The 18,420-nt window shown below is 45.4% G+C and carries 14 protein-coding genes; 3 read left to right on the top strand and 11 right to left on the bottom strand.

All coding sequences use genetic code 11. The annotated features are described in order from the left end of the window. Positions 1–84: 84 nt before the first annotated feature. Positions 85–2,583: a ribonuclease R gene (rnr, locus tag M4S28_RS02670; protein WP_017078239.1), complete on the bottom strand. Its 2,499-nt coding sequence runs from the start codon at positions 2,581–2,583 to the stop codon at positions 85–87. Positions 2,584–2,831: 248 nt separating this feature from the next. On the opposite strand from rnr, the gene M4S28_RS02665 reads away from it, so the two are divergent. Further along, complete coding sequence (locus M4S28_RS02665; RefSeq protein ID WP_029224282.1) at positions 2,832–4,241, top strand: amidohydrolase; 1,410 nt, start codon at positions 2,832–2,834, stop codon at positions 4,239–4,241. A 155-nt stretch (positions 4,242–4,396) separates the two neighbouring features. On the opposite strand, the gene motX is transcribed toward M4S28_RS02665, so the two are convergent. Continuing rightward, complete coding sequence (gene motX, locus M4S28_RS02660; RefSeq protein WP_004735859.1) at positions 4,397–5,032, bottom strand: flagellar protein MotX; 636 nt, start codon at positions 5,030–5,032, stop codon at positions 4,397–4,399. 333 nt (positions 5,033–5,365) lie between these two features. Continuing rightward, a complete protein-coding gene (locus M4S28_RS02655) occupies positions 5,366–6,682 on the bottom strand; it encodes an adenylosuccinate synthase (protein ID WP_017078237.1) in 1,317 nt (438 codons plus the stop codon). Positions 6,683–6,854: 172 nt separating this feature from the next. Here M4S28_RS02655 and M4S28_RS02650 point away from each other — a divergent pair, with 172 nt between their 5' ends. Beyond that, on the top strand, positions 6,855–7,043 hold the full coding sequence (locus M4S28_RS02650) for a DUF2065 domain-containing protein (protein WP_026012244.1): 189 nt from the start codon (positions 6,855–6,857) through the stop codon (positions 7,041–7,043). A gap of 202 nt (positions 7,044–7,245) precedes the next feature. Here M4S28_RS02650 and hflC read toward each other — a convergent pair whose 3' ends face one another. From hflC to tsaE, 8 genes are all read right to left on the bottom strand, one after another. Next, entirely contained in the window at positions 7,246–8,223 is a 978-nt protein-coding gene (gene hflC, locus M4S28_RS02645) for a protease modulator HflC (protein ID WP_004735862.1), read from the bottom strand. 2 nt (positions 8,224–8,225) lie between these two features. Beyond that, complete coding sequence (gene hflK, locus M4S28_RS02640) at positions 8,226–9,428, bottom strand: FtsH protease activity modulator HflK (RefSeq protein WP_004735863.1); 1,203 nt, start codon at positions 9,426–9,428, stop codon at positions 8,226–8,228. Positions 9,429–9,455: 27 nt separating this feature from the next. Beyond that, complete coding sequence (gene hflX, locus M4S28_RS02635; RefSeq protein ID WP_004735864.1) at positions 9,456–10,763, bottom strand: ribosome rescue GTPase HflX; 1,308 nt, start codon at positions 10,761–10,763, stop codon at positions 9,456–9,458. 44 nt (positions 10,764–10,807) lie between these two features. Beyond that, positions 10,808–11,074: an RNA chaperone Hfq gene (gene hfq / locus M4S28_RS02630; RefSeq protein WP_004735866.1), complete on the bottom strand. Its 267-nt coding sequence runs from the start codon at positions 11,072–11,074 to the stop codon at positions 10,808–10,810. 192 nt (positions 11,075–11,266) lie between these two features. Further along, entirely contained in the window at positions 11,267–12,199 is a 933-nt protein-coding gene (gene miaA / locus M4S28_RS02625) for a tRNA (adenosine(37)-N6)-dimethylallyltransferase MiaA (RefSeq protein ID WP_004735867.1), read from the bottom strand. Between the two features lie 97 nt (positions 12,200–12,296). Next, positions 12,297–14,618 carry a DNA mismatch repair endonuclease MutL gene (mutL, locus tag M4S28_RS02620; protein WP_249632266.1) on the bottom strand — a complete coding sequence of 774 codons (2,322 nt, stop codon included), beginning with the start codon at positions 14,616–14,618 and terminating at the stop codon, positions 12,297–12,299. 48 nt (positions 14,619–14,666) lie between these two features. Continuing rightward, entirely contained in the window at positions 14,667–16,388 is a 1,722-nt protein-coding gene (locus tag M4S28_RS02615) for an N-acetylmuramoyl-L-alanine amidase (protein WP_017081585.1), read from the bottom strand. After that, complete coding sequence (gene tsaE / locus M4S28_RS02610) at positions 16,382–16,846, bottom strand: tRNA (adenosine(37)-N6)-threonylcarbamoyltransferase complex ATPase subunit type 1 TsaE (protein WP_004735870.1); 465 nt, start codon at positions 16,844–16,846, stop codon at positions 16,382–16,384. The genes M4S28_RS02615 and tsaE overlap by 7 nt, the downstream gene beginning before the upstream one ends. A 247-nt stretch (positions 16,847–17,093) precedes the next feature. Between tsaE and queG the strand changes: the two genes are divergently transcribed. After that, positions 17,094–18,236 carry a tRNA epoxyqueuosine(34) reductase QueG gene (gene queG / locus M4S28_RS02605; protein ID WP_004735871.1) on the top strand — a complete coding sequence of 381 codons (1,143 nt, stop codon included), beginning with the start codon at positions 17,094–17,096 and terminating at the stop codon, positions 18,234–18,236. Positions 18,237–18,420 lie beyond the last annotated feature (184 nt).

Here is an 18,420-nt window from a genome sequence, read left to right as displayed (position 1 = left end):
TCGCATTAAATTAGCGCTGTGCTAAACCTAACTAGCAAAGCGCCTTATTAAGCTTAAGACTTATTAACCTTAAGGCTTATAAACTTAAGACTTATCAGCCTTTGGCTTACGGCTTGCGGTACGCTTTTTCTTAGCTCGCGCCTTTGCAGCACCGGTTTTATTCGCTGACTTCTTCTTAGCTGAACTTTCAGAGCTACCGTCTGGTCGCTTAGTCGGTTCAACTAAAGGCGTCGCTGGTACACCCGGCTTATTACTCTTCACCGCTGAACGCTTCTTGCTTTTCGCCTTTTTCATCGCTTCAGCTGCACGCTTCTTGGCCGTTTTACCTTTACCACGAGGCTGACGATCGGTGTCTTCTAAATCAAAGTCGATTTGGCGAGTTTCTAGATTAACCGCAGAAACCTTCACTTTAACCGAATCACCCAAGCGGTAGATGTTACCTGAGCTTTCACCGACTAAACGCTGACCAACAGCATCAAATTGGTAGTAATCATTCGCTAGCGCTGAGATATGTACCAAGCCATCAATGTGCAGTTCAGTGAGACGAACAAAGAAGCCGAAGCCAGTCACGTTAGCAATTACGCCATCCATCACTTCGCCGACATGGTCTTGCATGTACTCACACTTCAGCCAGTCGTTCACTTCACGCGTTGCATCATCAGCACGACGCTCAGTCATTGAACACTGCTCGCCGTAGAAGTCCATATCATCGAAAGTGTAGTGGTAACCACCGGTTGGCGTCCAACGCTCACTCTGACGGCCTTCTTCCTTCGCAATAAGGTACTTAATCGCGCGGTGCAATAGCAAATCTGGGTAACGACGAATTGGCGAGGTAAAGTGAGCATAGCGTTTAAGAGCTAAACCAAAGTGACCTGCGTTGTCCGCGTTGTATACCGCTTGCTTCATCGAGCGCAGTAGCATGGTTTGGATTAACTCACGATCTTCACGCTCATTAATCTGTTGCATCAGTTGTGCATAGTCTACTGGTGATGGCGACAGGCCACCTTCCAGCGTTAAGCCTAGCTCACTAAGGAAGCTCTTAAAGCCAGTTAAGCGCTCTTCTCCCGGAGTATCGTGAACACGGTACAATGCAGGTTCTTTCGCTTTTTCTACGTAAGACGCCGATGCGATATTCGCAAGAATCATACACTCTTCGATGATCTTGTGTGCATCGTTACGGATGACGGGTTCAATACGGTCAATCTTACGATCCGCATTGAAGATAAACTTAGTTTCTACCGTTTCAAACTCAATCGCACCACGTTCATCACGCGTTTTCTTAAGTACCTTGTACATCTTATGAAGCTCTTCAAGATGTGGTACTTCAGGCTCGTAACGCTCACGAAGTTCTTCATTGCCATCTAAGATAGCGCCAACTTTGTTGTAAGTCAGACGGGCATGAGAGTTCATTACCGCTTCGTAGTGCTTGTAACCCGACAGTTTACCTTTGTCTGAGATAGTCATCTCACACACCATACATAAACGGTCGACTTGAGGGTTCAATGAACATAGGCCATTAGAAAGGACTTCTGGCAGCATTGGCACAACTTGTGACGGGAAGTATACCGAGTTACCACGGTTAATCGCTTCTTTGTCTAGCGCGGTATCTGGGCGAACGTAGTAACTTACGTCAGCAATCGCTACCCACAGGCGCCAGCCTCCGCCTTTCTTCGCTTCACAGTAAACCGCATCATCGAAGTCACGCGCATCTTCACCATCAATGGTAACCAATGGCAGTTTGCGTAGATCAACACGTCCTTCTTTTGCTTCTTCAGGAACATGCTCACCGAGGTTTACGATTTGCTTATCTACCGCTTCAGGCCACTCTTGTGGGATCTGGTGAGTACGGATCGCGATCTGCGTTTCCATACCCGGAGCCATGTTTTCACCAAGAACTTCGGTCACTTTACCCATCATGTTACGAGAACGACCACCACGATCCGTAATTTCAATCACAACCACATTACCCATTCGAGCACCGCCTTTATGCTCGGTAGGGATCTGGATGTCGTGACTAATACGCGAATCATCAGCAACCACGTAAGAATGGCCATATTCTAGGAAGAAGCGACCAACAAGTGGCGTTTTGCGCTCTTCAAGAACACGAACCAAACGACCTTCACGACGACCACGTTTACTGTTGTCAGTAGGCTGAGCCAGTACGTAATCACCGTGCATGATGGTTTTCATCTGGTGATGCGGCAACACGATATCATTGTCTTTACCCACACTGCCGTCTGGGCGAACCCAACCATGACCGTCTTTATGACCAATCACATAGCCTTTAATCAATTCCATCTTCTCAGGCAATGCGTAGCACTGACGACGGGTAAAGATAAGCTGTCCATCACGTTCCATTGCACGTAAACGACGACGCAGCCCTTCATATTGTTCCTCTCCAGCCAAACCCAAAGCTTCGAATAGATCGTTACGGTTCATTGGGATATTCGCGTCTGTTAGAAACGAAATAATGAACTCTCGGCTTGGTACTGGGTTTTCGTAATTTTTCGACTCTCGGTCGGCAAAAGGATCAACAGTGGTTGTCGCTGTCGTGTTTTCTGACATTGGTGTGTTTTTTGACATAGGCGGGCCTGCTTAAGCAAGGAATGTATATACCCCTAGTATATCTGATGCTAGGGGTAAGCTACAGATATGCTTTGGAAAAGCCTAAAATAACCTAAGATTGATACATATCTTCACTTTGTGAAACATCGCTTCATAGAGGCGGACTATCATCAAAATTTCAAGCAAACGATAAAACAAACGTTTGCGCCATGAATGAAATACACTATTATCCTGACACTTTACCAACTCCTGTTCTGAGTATTGATATGAAACTAAAACGCACCCTATTGGCTTCAGCAATGGCAAGCCTCGCTCTATTTCCATTTGCGAGTTCAGCAATGGAAAAAGCTGACTTGATGATTACCGATGCGATGGTTCTAACCATGAACCAAGACAAAACGGTTTATGAGAGCGGTACTGTTGTCGTAAAAGACAACAAAATCATTGCCGTTGGTGATGCTTCACTAGAGAAGCAGTACCAAGCGAAACAAGTGTTAGACGTGGATGGCGATATCGTGATGCCGGGTCTCATCAATACTCATACTCACGTATCGATGACGGTTTTCCGCTCGCTGGCCGATGATGTGCCTGACCGTCTTCACCGTTATATCTTCCCTCTAGAGAAGAAACTGGTATCGCGAGACATGGTACGTATTGGCGCTAACCTCGGTAACGTTGAAATGGTAAAAGGCGGTGTCACGACTTACGCCGACATGTACTACTTCGAAGATGAAGTTGCGAAAACTGTCGATAAGATCGGTATGCGTGCCATTCTTGGTGAAACCGTGATTAAGTTCCCAGTCGCTGATGCGGCTAATGCTGAAGAAGGTATCCAATACGCGCTGAATTTCATTGAAGAATACAAAGACCACCCGCGTATCACACCCGCGTTTGCACCACACGCACCTTACACCAACACCACAGAGATACTGCAGAAGATCTCTAAGCTCTCTCTAGAGCTCGATGTACCAGTAATGATTCACCTTGCAGAATCACACCGTGAAGAAGAGAAAATCGCCGAGCGTTCAGATGGGCTATCACCGGTTCAATACATGGACAGCATTGGCGCACTCAACAAAAACTTGGTGGGTGCACACATGATCTTGGTTGATGACCATGATATCGAATTGGTGAAAAAGTCAGATATGGGTGTGGCTCACAACATGAGTGCCAACATCAAATCAGCAAAAGGCGTATCACCCGCGCTTAAGATGTATGACGAGAACGTACGTATCGGTTTAGGTACTGATGGCCCAATGTCTGGTAACACACTGAGCACCATTGATGAATTCAACCAAGTCGCTAAAGTTCACAAGCTGGTTAATAAAGATCGTGCCGCAATGCCGCCGATCAAAGTGATCGACATGGCAACAATGGGCGCAGCAAAAGCGCTACACATGGAAGATAAGATCGGTTCTCTTGAAGCCGGTAAACTCGCCGACATCATAGTGATCGATACGAAAGCGCCAAACATGGTTCCAGTCTACAACCCATACTCGGCATTAGTTTACTCAGCTAACTCGGGTAACGTTCGCCACACCATCGTTGACGGTAAGATCATCATGCAAGACCGCGACATGCTAACGGTCGATGAAGATAAGATTCGCCAAGAAGCGCTCGATTTCACTAAAGTCGTTCGTAAGACGGTGATTGAATCTGGTGAAGTTGTTCAATAACGCCACCGAGTAAGATAAACGGTTTACCGTTAAGATCAAAAAAGGCCTCATAGGTATTTACCTACGAGGCCTTTTTAATACGATATCTTTCTATATCAAGATAGATGGTTAACGAGTGCAGTCGTTCACCATCTAACCTTAATTAATATTCGTAATTACCAGAACACATCTCGACGTTTTGCTCGAGCAATAATATTGTCTGGCATTCTCTGTTCCAGACCGCTACGAAGCACGGTGATGCGTTTATGTTGCCTATCATCCGCAGTCACCGAGTTGTATAACCAGCGGTAAGCATCTTCATAATCTAACGGGCTACCGTAATCACGCAGCAAGAGTTCCGCTAAGTGAATACTCGCACTTAGATTACCCATAGAGGCCGCTTCACGTAAATACGGAATCGCGCGCTCTTTGTCTTGTTGAACCAAGGTTCCACGAGAATAATAACGACCTAGCTGCTCTAGTGCAGCCGGTAAACCTTGATGCGCCGCGTTTTCCATATAGTAAATGCCAAGCTCTACATCTTGTGGAACACACACGCCCCAAGCCAACATATCACCGTATAAAAACTCATAAGAAGGCAAGCTAATACGCGTTGCACGAGCAACGATATCTTCAACTAACTGGCACTTATCAGCTTTCACTCGCTCTAGGTGTTGATTATTCTCGATTAAATTAATCAGTTCAGCTTCTGTATATATTGGAACGGGCTCTCCCACGTCAGTCAAATTTGCATGACTCAAGGGTGAGCTCAGCGCCATTATCAATGAAGCTGCTACAATTCGTAGCTTCATACCTGCACTCTATTATCTGTCGCTAAAGTTATCTATTGAGGGCCGCAGAGGATTTCTACACGCACAAAACAGGGTGAACTTCACTTTCCATGATATCTGTATCGGCAATAACCCTGACGGCTTTAGACAAAACTTGCCGCTAATGGGCAATATTTTGCCTGATGGCGCTTAAAAGATCACCATCAAAGAGTGCGTGGCTAAATTGCAGGTATTAAAAAGCCGACTTAATAAAGTCGGCTTTTAGAAAACTATTTCATTATCAGAGCACTTTAATTATCAAAGCACTTTAATTACCACAGTACGGTTCGTGCTGTGGTGATCACTCAGCGGGCATTATGCGCCGTATGGGTGAACCTTGATGATAGTTTCGTTACGATCTGGGCCAGTTGATACGATATCAATTGGAACGCCAGTTAGGTCTTCGATACGCTTAATGTAATCTAGAGCAGCTTGTGGAAGCGCGTCGATAGATTTAGCACCAAATGTGTTTTCAGACCAACCAGGCATTGTTTCGTAGATTGGCGTCGCTTCTTCGAATGACTCAGCAGCCATTGGAGAAACTTCTAGGATAGAACCATCTTTCATCTTGTAACCAGTACAGATTTTTAGTTCTTCTAGGCCATCTAGAACGTCTAGTTTAGTTAGACAGATACCAGATAGAGAGTTGATTTGGATTGCACGACGCATAGCAACAGCATCGAACCAACCAGTACGGCGTAGACGACCAGTCGTTGCGCCAAACTCGTGACCAACATCGCCTAGGTGCTTACCAACTGGGTCTTGTTTTTCAAGGCCATCGTATAGCTCAGTTGGGAATGGACCTGAACCAACACGAGTACAGTAAGCCTTAGTAATACCAAGGATGTAACCGATGTGACGAGGACCAAAACCAGAACCTGCAGCAACACCACCAGCAGTCGTGTTAGAAGACGTTACGTATGGGTAAGTACCGTGGTCGATATCTAGTAGCGTACCTTGAGCACCTTCGAACATGATCTTGTCGCCGCGCTTACGTGCTGCGTCTAGTTCGTCAGTTACGTCGATAACCATCGCAGTTAACATGTCTGCGTAGCTCATCGCTTGCTCAAGAACTTCTTCGTAGCTTACTGTTTCAGCTTTGTAGAAGTGCTCTAGTTGGAAGTTGTGGAATTCCATAACTTCTTTTAGCTTCTCAGCAAATGCTTCTTTATCGAAAAGGTCGCCAACGCGTAGACCGCGACGAGCAACTTTATCTTCGTAAGCAGGACCGATACCACGACCCGTTGTACCGATAGCTTTAGCGCCACGAGCGATTTCACGCGCGTTGTCGATTGCAATGTGGTACGGAAGAATTAGAGGACAAGCTTCAGAGATGAAAAGACGCTCACGTACTGGGATACCGCGATCTTCAAGAGGTTTCATTTCTTTAAGAAGTGCGTCAGGCGATAATACTACACCGTTGCCAATAACACATTTAACGTTATTGCGTAGGATACCTGATGGAATTAAGTGAAGAACGGTTTTTTCACCGTCAATTACAAGTGTGTGACCTGCATTGTGACCGCCTTGGTAGCGAACCACGTATTTTGCATCTTCAGTTAAAAGGTCAACGATTTTACCTTTACCTTCATCACCCCATTGGGTGCCTAGAACGACTACGTTATTTCCCATCTTTCCAATTTCTGTTGCTAATTAAAAATGGATTCTAGCACCGAATCACATTTCTTGCAGTCATTTTTTGTTCATAATTGTTAAAGCTAACGACAAGCAAATTTGCAATGACACCGCGAAGATCCGTAAAGATGCTGATATTATTATCTTTTTACAGGCAAAAGGCAGCAACATGTCTAATTCTATCTGGCTCGCAATCGGGCTTGTTCTTATCGTTGAAGGGCTGGGGCCCTTGATTGCACCCAATGGCTGGAGAAACATGGTTGCTCAATTAAGCCAACAGCCAGACACGCAACTGCGCCGAATTGGCGGTTGCCTTGTGGTTGCCGGCGTCGTTATCGCTTTCATGACCTACCGCTAGGCTTTCTCAAAGCACGGCTCTGTCGCTCGATTTCCCTCGAGGACCTAATGGCCAATATTCAGTCTTTAGTCCTTAGTCCTTAGTCCTTAGTCTTCAGTCTTCAGTCTTCAAAGAATAGAAAACAAAAAGGCTCCCATAATGGGAGCCTTTTAAGTTTTAACGTATTTTGCTTATTGAGCTAAGCATCCGCTAACGCATCAGCTTATTTTGCTGGAGCGCCGCTCGCTTGATTCATGTATTGGAAGAAGTCAGTCTTCGGATCCAGTACTAGAATGTCGCTCTTATCGCTAAACGATGTCTCATAAGCTTGCAATGAACGCATGAAGCCATAGAACTCAGGATCTTTACTGTACACATCAGAGTAGATCTTCGCTGCTTCTGCATCTGCATCACCACGAGTGATTCGAGCTGTACGGTCAGCTTCTGCAAGAACTGTTGCAACTTCTAGCTCAGCTTGAGCACGGATAACTTCTGCTTTCTCACGACCTTGAGAACGGTGTCTACGAGCAACCGATTCACGTTCTGCACGCATACGGCGGTAGATAGATTCACTGATTTCGTCAGGAAGGTTAATCTTCTTCATTCGGAAATCAACAACTTCAACACCTAAATCAGCCATCGCGCTTTCTGACGTTCCAGACAAAACGTTTTCCATGATCTTATCGCGTTCGCCATCAACTTCTAGAGCTTCTGCAGCCGCTACCGTTGTAACGACTTCGCTATCAGCAGAGTCTGGCAGGATGTCCTTATTACGAGGGCCTGACACGATCTGCTTAATTTCACGAGCACCAATTTCAGAACGAAGAACATCTGTCACTTTACGCTCAAGAAGTGCTTCTGCCGTCATGATATTACCGCCGCCAGTACTCAGATAAAAACGTCCAAAATCAGCAATACGCCATTTTGCGTAGGTATCAATTAGAACATCTTTTTTCTCTGATGTTACGAAACGGTCAGAACGACCATCCATCGTTTGAATACGAGCATCAAGTACTTTTACGCGATCAAACATAGGCAGTTTAAAGTGCAAGCCTGGTTCATAGATTCGTGATACGCCGTTGTCATCGAGAACTCGACCAAAACGAATTACCATGCCACGCTCGCCTTCTTGAATCACAAATAGTGACATCAATAGAAGGGCAATCGTCACAACTAATACAGGGATCATTAATTTACGCATTATTAGTATCTCCCTTGACGTGAACTGTCTGAACGAGTTTGAGTGCTAGACTTTGGATCCGCTTGAGTTTCTAACTCAATTTGATCGTAAGTTGATGATGCTTTTGCAGGGCGAGTGCCCGACTGAGAACCACCTTGTGCGCCTAGCTTATCAATTGGTAGGTATAGCAAGTTACCGCTTGATTCAGAATCAATCAGGACTTTCGATGTGCTTGAGTACACTTTTTCCATTGTATCAAGGTACATACGGTTACGTGTTACTTCAGGAGCAGCTTGGTATTCAGGTAAAAGCTTCTCGAACTGAGCAACTTGACCTAGAGCACCATTAACTGTGCGCTCTGAGTAACCGACCGCTTCTTTCTTCAAACGCTCAGCTCGACCTGTTGCTTTTGGAAGAATGTCATTTCGGTAAGCTTCAGCTTCACGTTCAAAACGCTCTTCATCCTCACGAGCCGCGATAGCATCATCAAATGCATCTTTCACTTGCTCAGGTGGACGTGCTGACTGGAAGTTCACGTCAACAATCAAAATACCCATGTCGTAGCTATCAATAATACGGTTCAACGTTTCTTGAGTGCTTTGACGAATCTGCTGACGACCACTTGTTAGGATACTATCCATTAGTGAGTCACCAATTACCGCACGAAGCGCAGAATCAGTTGCTTGACGTAAGCTGTCGTCCGCATCCGTTACACGATACAAGTACTTGTATGGGTCAGAAACACGGTATTGAACGCCCATTTCAACCGTCACAACGTTTTCATCTTTCGTTAGCATGGTGCCAGAAGCACGTAGAGAACGAATCGCTTGAACGTTAACCAGTTGCTCATCTTTAATTTCATCGATGAAGCGTGGGTGCCAGTTAAGACCCGGTTCTTCGATACGGTCGAATTGACCCAGTCGAAGTACAACGGCTCTTTCTGCTTCGCCAACGGTGTAGAAACCAGCGAAGAACCAGATAGCAATCGCAATGACAGCAATGACACCAAAGCCAATCGCACCGCCACCACCAATAGATGGCCCGTTACCGTTGCCACCTTTTTTACCAAACTTGCCACCTAACTTTTGACTTAGTTTACTAAACACTTCGTCTAAGTCTGGCGGTCCTTGATCTCGGCCGCCGCGATTATTGTTCTTACCCCAAGGGTCATTATCGCGGCCGTTATTATCGCCGTTGTTATTATTTCCAGGCTCATTCCACGCCATTAGAAAGCTCCATCATTTGATATGACGTTATACTGTAGCAGTCTCTTTGGTAACGATAAAGTCACCTAAGAGCGCCCCTTCTCTTTTTTCAAGTTTAGACCAATCTATTTGTTGCATTCGGATATCTATCAACAAGTTACCATTTTCATCATACTCTTCCTGTTGAATACATTTCATCTCGAAGAATAAGCTGCGAATACGGCCTTGATGTTGATGTGGAATACACAACCGGAATTGAACCATTTGACTCGCTAAACGCTCAGTTAAAGCCTCAAACAGCAGTTCAATCCCTTCTCCTTCCATTGCAGAAACCCAAACAGCGCGTGGTGCGCCCTCTTCGTCTCTTTCAATTCGAGGTTTTTGGTCTTCCATGCAGTCAATTTTGTTCATGACTACAAGGGTTGGCACTTCATGAGCATCGATTTCTTCTAATACTTCATGAACAGCCTGAATGTTCTCACGAAAGCGGTCATCACTGGCATCAACAACATGTAACAAAATGTCAGCTTCCTGCGTCTCTTGTAACGTAGCCTTGAACGCAGCGACCAAGTCGTGTGGTAGATGACGGATAAAACCTACGGTATCTGCGAGAATTGCAGGCCCGACATCTGCCAATTCAATCTTACGTAGTGTTGGGTCTAGAGTTGCAAACAGTTGGTCTGCCGCATAAACACCTGCACTAGTGATTTGATTGAAAAGTGTTGATTTCCCTGCGTTGGTATAACCAACCAAAGAAATTGTTGGGATTTCAGCTCGATTACGAGCACGTCGTCCTTGTTCACGCTGCTTAGCCACTTTCGCTAAACGACGTAATATCGCTTTTATACGGTCACGCAACAAACGTCGATCGGTTTCCAGTTGAGTTTCACCTGGACCACGAAGACCAATACCACCTTTCTGCCTTTCAAGGTGAGTCCAACCACGAATCAATCGGGTAGAGATATGACGAAGCTGAGCGAGCTCAACTTGTAGCTTACCTTCATGAGTTCGCGCACGTTGTGCAAAGATATCTAAGATTAAACCCGTGCGATCAATCACACGACATTTACACAATTGCTCGAGGTTTCGCTCTTGGGCAGGAGAGAGGGAGTGGTTAAAAATCACAATTTCAGCACCGGTCAGCTGAACGGCTTGAGCGATTTCTAGGGCTTTACCTTCTCCAACGTAGTATTTAGGGAGTGGGGATTGTCGGCTACCAGTAATCACTTGTAGCGTTTCTACCCCCGCTGAGGAGACCAGCATTTCACATTCGCTTAGGTCTTCCCATTCTCCCTCTTGCGTGAAGTTGATATGAACAAGTACGGCTCGCTCGCCGGATTCATAACGGTCAAACAAGCAACCAACTCCTTATTACAGCGCAAGCTGTATCAATTGAACGATTAATCTTCAGTCTTCTCTGGACGATCAGATGGCGCACGCTGTTGCTCGCCGCTGTGGTGACTAACTGCACGAGCAGGAACCACAGTAGAAATCGCATGCTTGTAAACCATTTGGTTTACTGTGTTCTTCAATAAGATCACGAATTGATCGAAAGACTCGATCTGACCTTGCAGCTTGATGCCGTTAACAAGATAGATAGAGACTGGAATGCGCTCACGACGGAGTGCATTTAGGAATGGGTCTTGTAGCGATTGCCCCTTAGCCATTTTATTTTCCTTATTTATATTTTGTTGTAATTATTTAGCTAGTGGTGCACAAAAAGGTGCGGCCTTTGCATCTGAGCTAAACGAATAAAAAAACTCCGTTGTTATTGAAAGGCTGTGATTTTTAAAAGCCTCAATAACTGATCCTTTTCAGAGTATATTCACGCAAAAGCGATCACATTATACACAGCAATACTAATCAGATGCTATTGCATCTGAAAGAGTTTCTAACGCCTGTTCAATGTTTTCGCTATCCAACCAAGTTAAATCATCCCAACTGCGTAACCAGGTGATTTGTCGCTTGGCCAATTGACGGGTTGCGCAGACACCACGGAAAACCGCTTCGTCTAAATCGCAATTCCCATCTAAATAATCCCACATCTGCCTATAACCAACGCATCGGATCGATGGCAGTTCAGGGTGAAGATCGTCTCTGGCATATAACGCCTTCATCTCATCTTCAAACCCCGCCTCTATCATCTTCTCAAAGCGAAGTTCAATGCGGCGATGGAGCTCTTTCCTTTCCTTGGGAGCTATTGCAAATTGTTTTACACGAAATGGCAGGCTATCGCCTTTCGTTTGAGTTAGCTCTGTTAATGTTTTACCCGAAATTCGGTAAACTTCCAATGCCCTTGAAAGCCTTTGTGGATCATTTGGGTGTATTCTTTCAGCGGATACGGGATCTATCTCTCTTAATTGATCATGCAATGCCTGCCAACCCTGTTCAATAGACTCCGCTTCAATCTGCTTACGAATCTCTTGATCCGCGGCCGGTAAGGGCGATAAGCCTTCCAACAATGCCTTGTAGTACAGCATTGTGCCACCAACCAGTAACGGGATTTTTCCTTCCGCTACAATCTTATTCATTTCATTGATCGCATCACGACGAAAATCTGCCGCAGAATACGCTTCGCTTGGATCGAGAATATCAATCAAACGATGGGGCGCGAGCGCGAGCTCTCCTGCATCCGGTTTAGCGGTGCCGATATCCATGTCTTTGTAGATCAATGCTGAGTCGACACTGATGATCTCTACTGGGTACTTCTGACGTAAGCGGATAGCTAAATCTGTTTTTCCTGATGCCGTAGGGCCCATTAAAAACAACGCTAAAGGTAATTTTTCAGTCATGATATTTTGTATTTGTTTCTCTGTTAGAGCGCTTTATAAAAAAGGGCTTCGTATCGCGATACATTCAGTTGCAAAGATAAATGCCATCGCGAAAAAGTTAAACCGTAAACGCGGCTATGGTCGCTGAAAAGTCGATAGGATTTACAAACTCTGGATCATCTAATGGAAGTAGACCATGCCAAAGCTGTTCAAGTTCCCCAACTAGTTGAACCGCTTCAGATAAAGTGTAGTCGCTTTTTACTTGTGCCGTTTGAATCCCGATCCAGTTGACCAATGATGGCAACATATCGTTAAAAACATTAGCAGCGTTAGAACCATTATCTGCGTTAAAAACAGTAGCAGCGTGATTATCGACAATCTGAGCGTTTAATGAAGCCGCGTAAGATAACAGATCTGGGATCAAAATTTGTAAGTTTTGCTGCCTCAAAGGAGAAGGCACGCCCATCACCATTACCGCTTCACTGTTTCGCGCCTTAAGCTCAATCCCCAATAACGCCAGTGTTTGGCTCAACGCCTTAGCAACCTCGACAAGTTCACTACCAAGCTTAATCGATAAAGGCACCAATAGCGGTTGGCTTTTTAACGCCCCTTCTCGAGTATCAAGTTGGCCAATCACACGTAGCAATTCAGCTTTGGCTAGAGACACCAATACGCTGCCGTTTTTGTTTCCCATTACCAAATATTGGCGTTCCACTACCGAGACGGCTTTGCCTAAGTCCGTCACAGGAGCTCTTGGTTTTGAATGAACAGGATTCTGTTGACCAGGCTTAGCTTCTTTATTTTCGATATTTTCTATGTTGTCTTTGGTTTCTACTGGTGCCACATGCTCTTGAGGAGATGATGGAACTACAACTTGACCATCAAAATCTGGCGTTTTTAGAAGCTCTTTATAGGCTTTCACTTCTCGCTTAGAGGGCGCGGGTTCACCATGATGTTGGTGCTGCTCTTTTTCTTTTTTAGGTTCAGGTCGAGACTCGATCCACTCTTGACGAGGGGACCCGGTAAAACTGGTTTCGCGAGCCGACGAGCCTGTGTTAGCTGAGCTAATGTTAGTTGACGAATCTAAGTTGGTTGAAGAGCCCCTGCTAGGCGATGCACCAATGCTAGACGATGAACCTCGGTTGGCTGTTGAGCCATAATGTTGCCCACCATCATTAACGCTGTGTTGAGGTTGATCATAAGCGCGCTCAGACTCTGCTTTTCTCGGGTAGGCTGGCGTTTGCTCAATAGCATGTCGCGCCCTTTCAGATGGAGGGCTTTGATCAGATACTGGGTTTTGATCCGAATAAGCAGGGACAGTGCTTTCTTGCGTTGGGTAACTCGTCGCATCACTAGATTCAGGAATTGCATTATCTTGCTGATAATTCGTTGCTTCTGATTGATGAAACGCAGACTGCTTGATTGGTACCGCATTAATCTGTTTACTTTGGGCTAGTCCATCACTCAGTGCTTGGTAAATGAAATCATGTACAAGGCGAGCTTGATGGAAGCGCACTTCGTGTTTTGCAGGGTGAACATTCACGTCCACCTGATGTGGGTCTAGCTCAATGAACAACACATACGTCGCAAATTGGTCTGGGCGCAGGCTGGTTTCGTAGCTTTGACGAATCGCATGATTGATCAGCTTGTCACGCATCATACGACCATTCACATAGCAGTATTGCAGATCGCTTTGTTGTCTTGCTCCTTCTGGCGTGGTGATCCAGCCATGAAGTTTTAGGCCTTGATGCTCAAGTTCGATCTTAAGCATATGACGAACAAAAGGATTGCCACATACCGCAGCGATGCGTTTTTCTGCTTGAACTTGTGTTTTGGCAGCGCGGTACTGACGAATCATTTTACCGTTATGGCGAAGGTTAATCGTCACATCAAAGCGACTCAATGCGATGCGTTTAAGCAGCTCATCGATATGCGTGAACTCGGTTTTCTCGGTGCGTAAGAACTTGCGGCGTGCTGGAGTATTGAAGAACAGGTCTAACACCTCAACCGAGGTACCAATGGGATGCGCTGCAGGCTGCAGTTTCACCTGCATATCACGGCCTTCACTGTGTGCTGCCCAAGCTTGATCTTGAGTGGCAGGGCGTGAAGTCATGGTTAAGCGCGCAACAGAGCTGATACTCGCGAGCGCCTCACCACGAAAACCAAGGCTGACGATCGCCTCAAGGTCATCAAGGGTATGAATCTTAGAGGTAGCATGACGGCTCAGCGCCAACGCAAGCTCATCTTTAACGATGCCCTTACCGTTGTCACGAACGCGGATCATCTTAGCGCCGCCTTTCTCGATATCAATATCGATACGTGTGGCACCTGAATCCAAACTGTTCTCAACCAACTCTTTCACAACTGAAGCTGGTCTTTCTACCACTTCACCCGCTGCGATTTGGTTAGCTAACCGAGCTGGCAGTATTTTGATCGTCATATTTATAGCCTTACTGCCATTGATGGAAACATGTCTGCGTTAAAAAGCTTACTTGTGCGGAATAATCAACACCTGCCCCACCGCTAGGCTGTCAGATCGTAGCTTATTCGCTTGGCGAATACTGTTAACACTCACGCCGTACTTAGAAGCAATCTTGCCAAGGTAATCACCTCTTGCGACTTTATGTTTACGCAGAGGGACATCTTTCACTTCAACCGTAATACGTAGCTTCTGGCCTACTCTAACGGTTTCAGATTTCAAGCGGTTCTCACGTTTGATATCTGCCACCCGTACTTTGTAACGGCTGGCTATCTTGCCTAGGTACTCTCCAGACTTAACCGTGTGGGTTATGGTCTTGGTTTTCACTGCGCTGCTTGATGATGAGCCTGAAGCACTGCTTGGGATCTTAAGCACTTGGCCGATCGCTAGGCTGCTCGATTTCAGATTGTTGAATTTCATCAACGTCTGTGTCGAGGTGCCATATTTACTCGCAATCACCGATAAAGACTCACCACGAGACACTTTATGTTGGCTCACGCTACCCGTTGACGACGTTGCGTTAGACAAGATAATCCCTTCAGGTGGGTTAGCCTTCAAATACTTAACGACCGCTTTGGTCACTGCTCGTGCCAATTTATCTTGGTGCGAACGTTGGAAGAGCAGCTTCTCTTCGGTCGGATTCGAAATAAAGCCCGTCTCGACCAAGACCGATGGTATCTGTGGTGAACGTAATACCGCCAAACTGGTATTGATTGGTTTACTGTTATGAAGCTTAGCAACCTTACCCATCTCAGACAGAATCGTGGTTGCAAGCTTATAGCCCTCTTTCTGTGAGTGGCTGAACTGCAAATCAAGCAGAGTTTGGTTTACGTTCTTATCATCAATATTGCCAGTGAAAGCCGCACCGCTACCACCGAGTAATTCAGACTGCTTCTCTTTGTTCTCGATCCATCGAGAGATCTCGGTATTTGCGCGTCGAGTATTCAACACAAACACCGAACCACCTCTTGGTTGAGGGGTCGTAAAAGCATCCGCGTGAATAGAGATAAACAGATGAGCTTCGTTTTCACGAGCAATCGCAACACGTCGGTTAAGGTTTACAAAGTAGTCGGCGTTACGGGTCATGCGAGTTTTGATCCCAGGAACCGCATTCAACTGTGCAGCAAGCTTACGAGAAATACTCAGAGTCGCATTCTTTTCATACTTACGACTTGGACCAATAGAGCCTGGGTCCTCACCACCGTGACCAGGGTCAATAACGATCAGAATGTCTTTCTGACGTTTAACCTGATTAATATTTTTGCTCACCGTTGGTTTACTCGGCTTCGACGTCGTTGCCCCCTTGCTTGCCGCACCATGAGGCAGATCGATCACCAGACGATGTCCGTACTGACCACCAGGAGTCGGGCTGAGTTTAAACAACTCCGCTGTAGAGGATTTCTTCAACTCAAAAACCAAGCGATAGGTATTTTTGTCTGGCGGTGAACTCTTACGAATCTTAGATAGAACGGGGCTATCTTTCACCACGACCGGTAACTTAGTTGCAAGGTTGGTATGTTTTAAATCGACCACTAAACGACTCGGACTACTCAAGGTGAAATAGCTAAAGTCCGCTTCTGATTTTAAGTCGATAACCACACGAGTTTCTTCTGGAGAAGGCCAAACCCTTAAACTTTTCAGTGAGTTTGCAGAAACAAGTGAAGAAAACAGTATAGAAAAAACAGCAGCCATCATGGCTACTGCTGAAATAAGGCGTCTAGAAATCAACATAACTCCAACTGACTAAGTAAGCGCTGTCCGTATTCACTATTAGCGGTTAAAGAAACAATACGGTGATCGTCTTGGTAACGAATATCAATGTCCAAATCGGCTTCTGGTAGCATCCCATAGCCTTTCTCAGGCCATTCAACCAAGCAGATAGCATCTGGTGTGAAGTAATCACGAATCCCCATGAACTCCAATTCTTCAGGATCGGCTAAGCGATAAAGATCGAAGTGATATACCTGCCAATCGGCAAGTTGATAAGGTTCAACTAGAGTATACGTTGGGCTCTTTACATTTCCTTGATGGCCAAGTGCTTTTACAAAGCCACGACTGAAGGTCGTTTTACCTGCGCCAAGATCACCATGCAGATAAATAGTCGTCTGCTGTGAGCAAAGATTAGAAAGCTCCGTCCCTAATTGAATCGTTGCTTGTTCATCTTTCAAAGTAAATTGTTTCGTGCTCATGAATACGTTCTCTAAAAATCGATCGTTGACTATATAAAAATCAAAAGAACAAGAATAGTAAACCGTGATGCTTTTAGTAGACAAGCACTCAAGTGTAAGTTCTATGAAAAATACTGATCAAAACACGTCAGTTCTGGTCAATATCACTAAGATCCGTTAAGATCCGCCCCCATTTTTGCCGAACCTAATTTTAATTAGCCTTATCTCTAATTGTAAAACAGAGAAAATAAGAATTAAGAATGAAGCCATGAATCTAGACCATCTTGCTGAAAAAATTAAAATCTGGGGAAAAGAGCTCGGCTTTCAAAAAGTTGGCATCTGCGATGTTGATTTAAGTGAACACGAAGCCCCTCTTCAAGCATGGCTAGATGCTGGCAACCACGGCGAAATGGATTGGATGGCTCGACATGGAATGATGCGCGCACGTCCTGATGAACTTCACCCAGGCACCATTCGAGTGATCAGCGCCCGAATGAACTACCTACCACCAGAAGCTCAGTTTGCTTCTAATCTAAGCGATACCACTCAAGGCTATATCAGCCGTTATTCTTTAGGCCGCGATTATCACAAATTGTTCCGTAACCAGTTGAAAAAGCTGGGACAAAGAATCGAAAAAGAGGTCGAAGGTTTAGACTCACGTCCTTTCGTGGATTCAGCGCCTATTTTAGAAAGACCGCTCGCTCAAAAAGCGGGGTTGGGTTGGACAGGTAAACACTCGTTAATTCTCGATAAAGACGCGGGCTCTTGGTTCTTCCTAGGCGAGCTGTTGGTTAATATCCCGCTTCCTGTTGATGAACCCAGTGTTGATGAGTGCGGCAAATGCACCGCATGTATCACTTCTTGCCCAACGGGTGCCATTATTGCTGATGGCGTAGTGGATGCTCGAAAATGTATCTCATACTTAACCATTGAATACGATGGTGTGATCCCGGAAGAATTTAGAGACGCCATTGGTAACCGTATTTATGGTTGTGATGACTGTCAGTTAGTTTGCCCGTGGAACCGTCATGCCGAACTCACAGAGCAAACAGACTTTCATCGTAGAGAAGATTTCCAAGAAGCCGATCTGGTTTCACTTTCAAGTTGGGACGAAGCCACCTTCCTAAAGAAAATGGAAGGCTCAGCAATAAGACGTATCGGCCACACCCAGTGGTTGCGCAATATCTTTGTTGCTATGGGCAATGCGCCATTTCAACAACGCATTGTTGAAACACTAGAATCTCATCAAGGCAAAAACGAAATGCTAGATGTGCATATTGAGTGGGCTTTGAATAAACAACTACAACAGTTACCCAACGCTAGCGGTGTGCAAAGAAGTAGCAGTAAAATCTCCACCAAAAAACACAGACTGATACGTATTGTTGAGAAAGGACTGCCAAGAGACGCCTAGCCCTTTAGGCATCAACGATTGGCTAGCTAACCTACCTAAATAGTCCAACATTTAAGACAACCCGTTGCACATAATTTTAGAACAATGTTTGACCTTGTTCTCAATTTTAGCAATGTGGAAAAAATTCAGAACTCTCGTAAACTTCCGACACTCTCACAAAGTTAAACACAGTACCGATAAATGA

Source organism: Vibrio sp. J383 (assembly GCF_023503985.1).
Lineage (GTDB): Bacteria > Pseudomonadota > Gammaproteobacteria > Enterobacterales > Vibrionaceae > Vibrio > Vibrio splendidus.
This window is presented reverse-complemented; position numbering and strand designations above follow the sequence as displayed.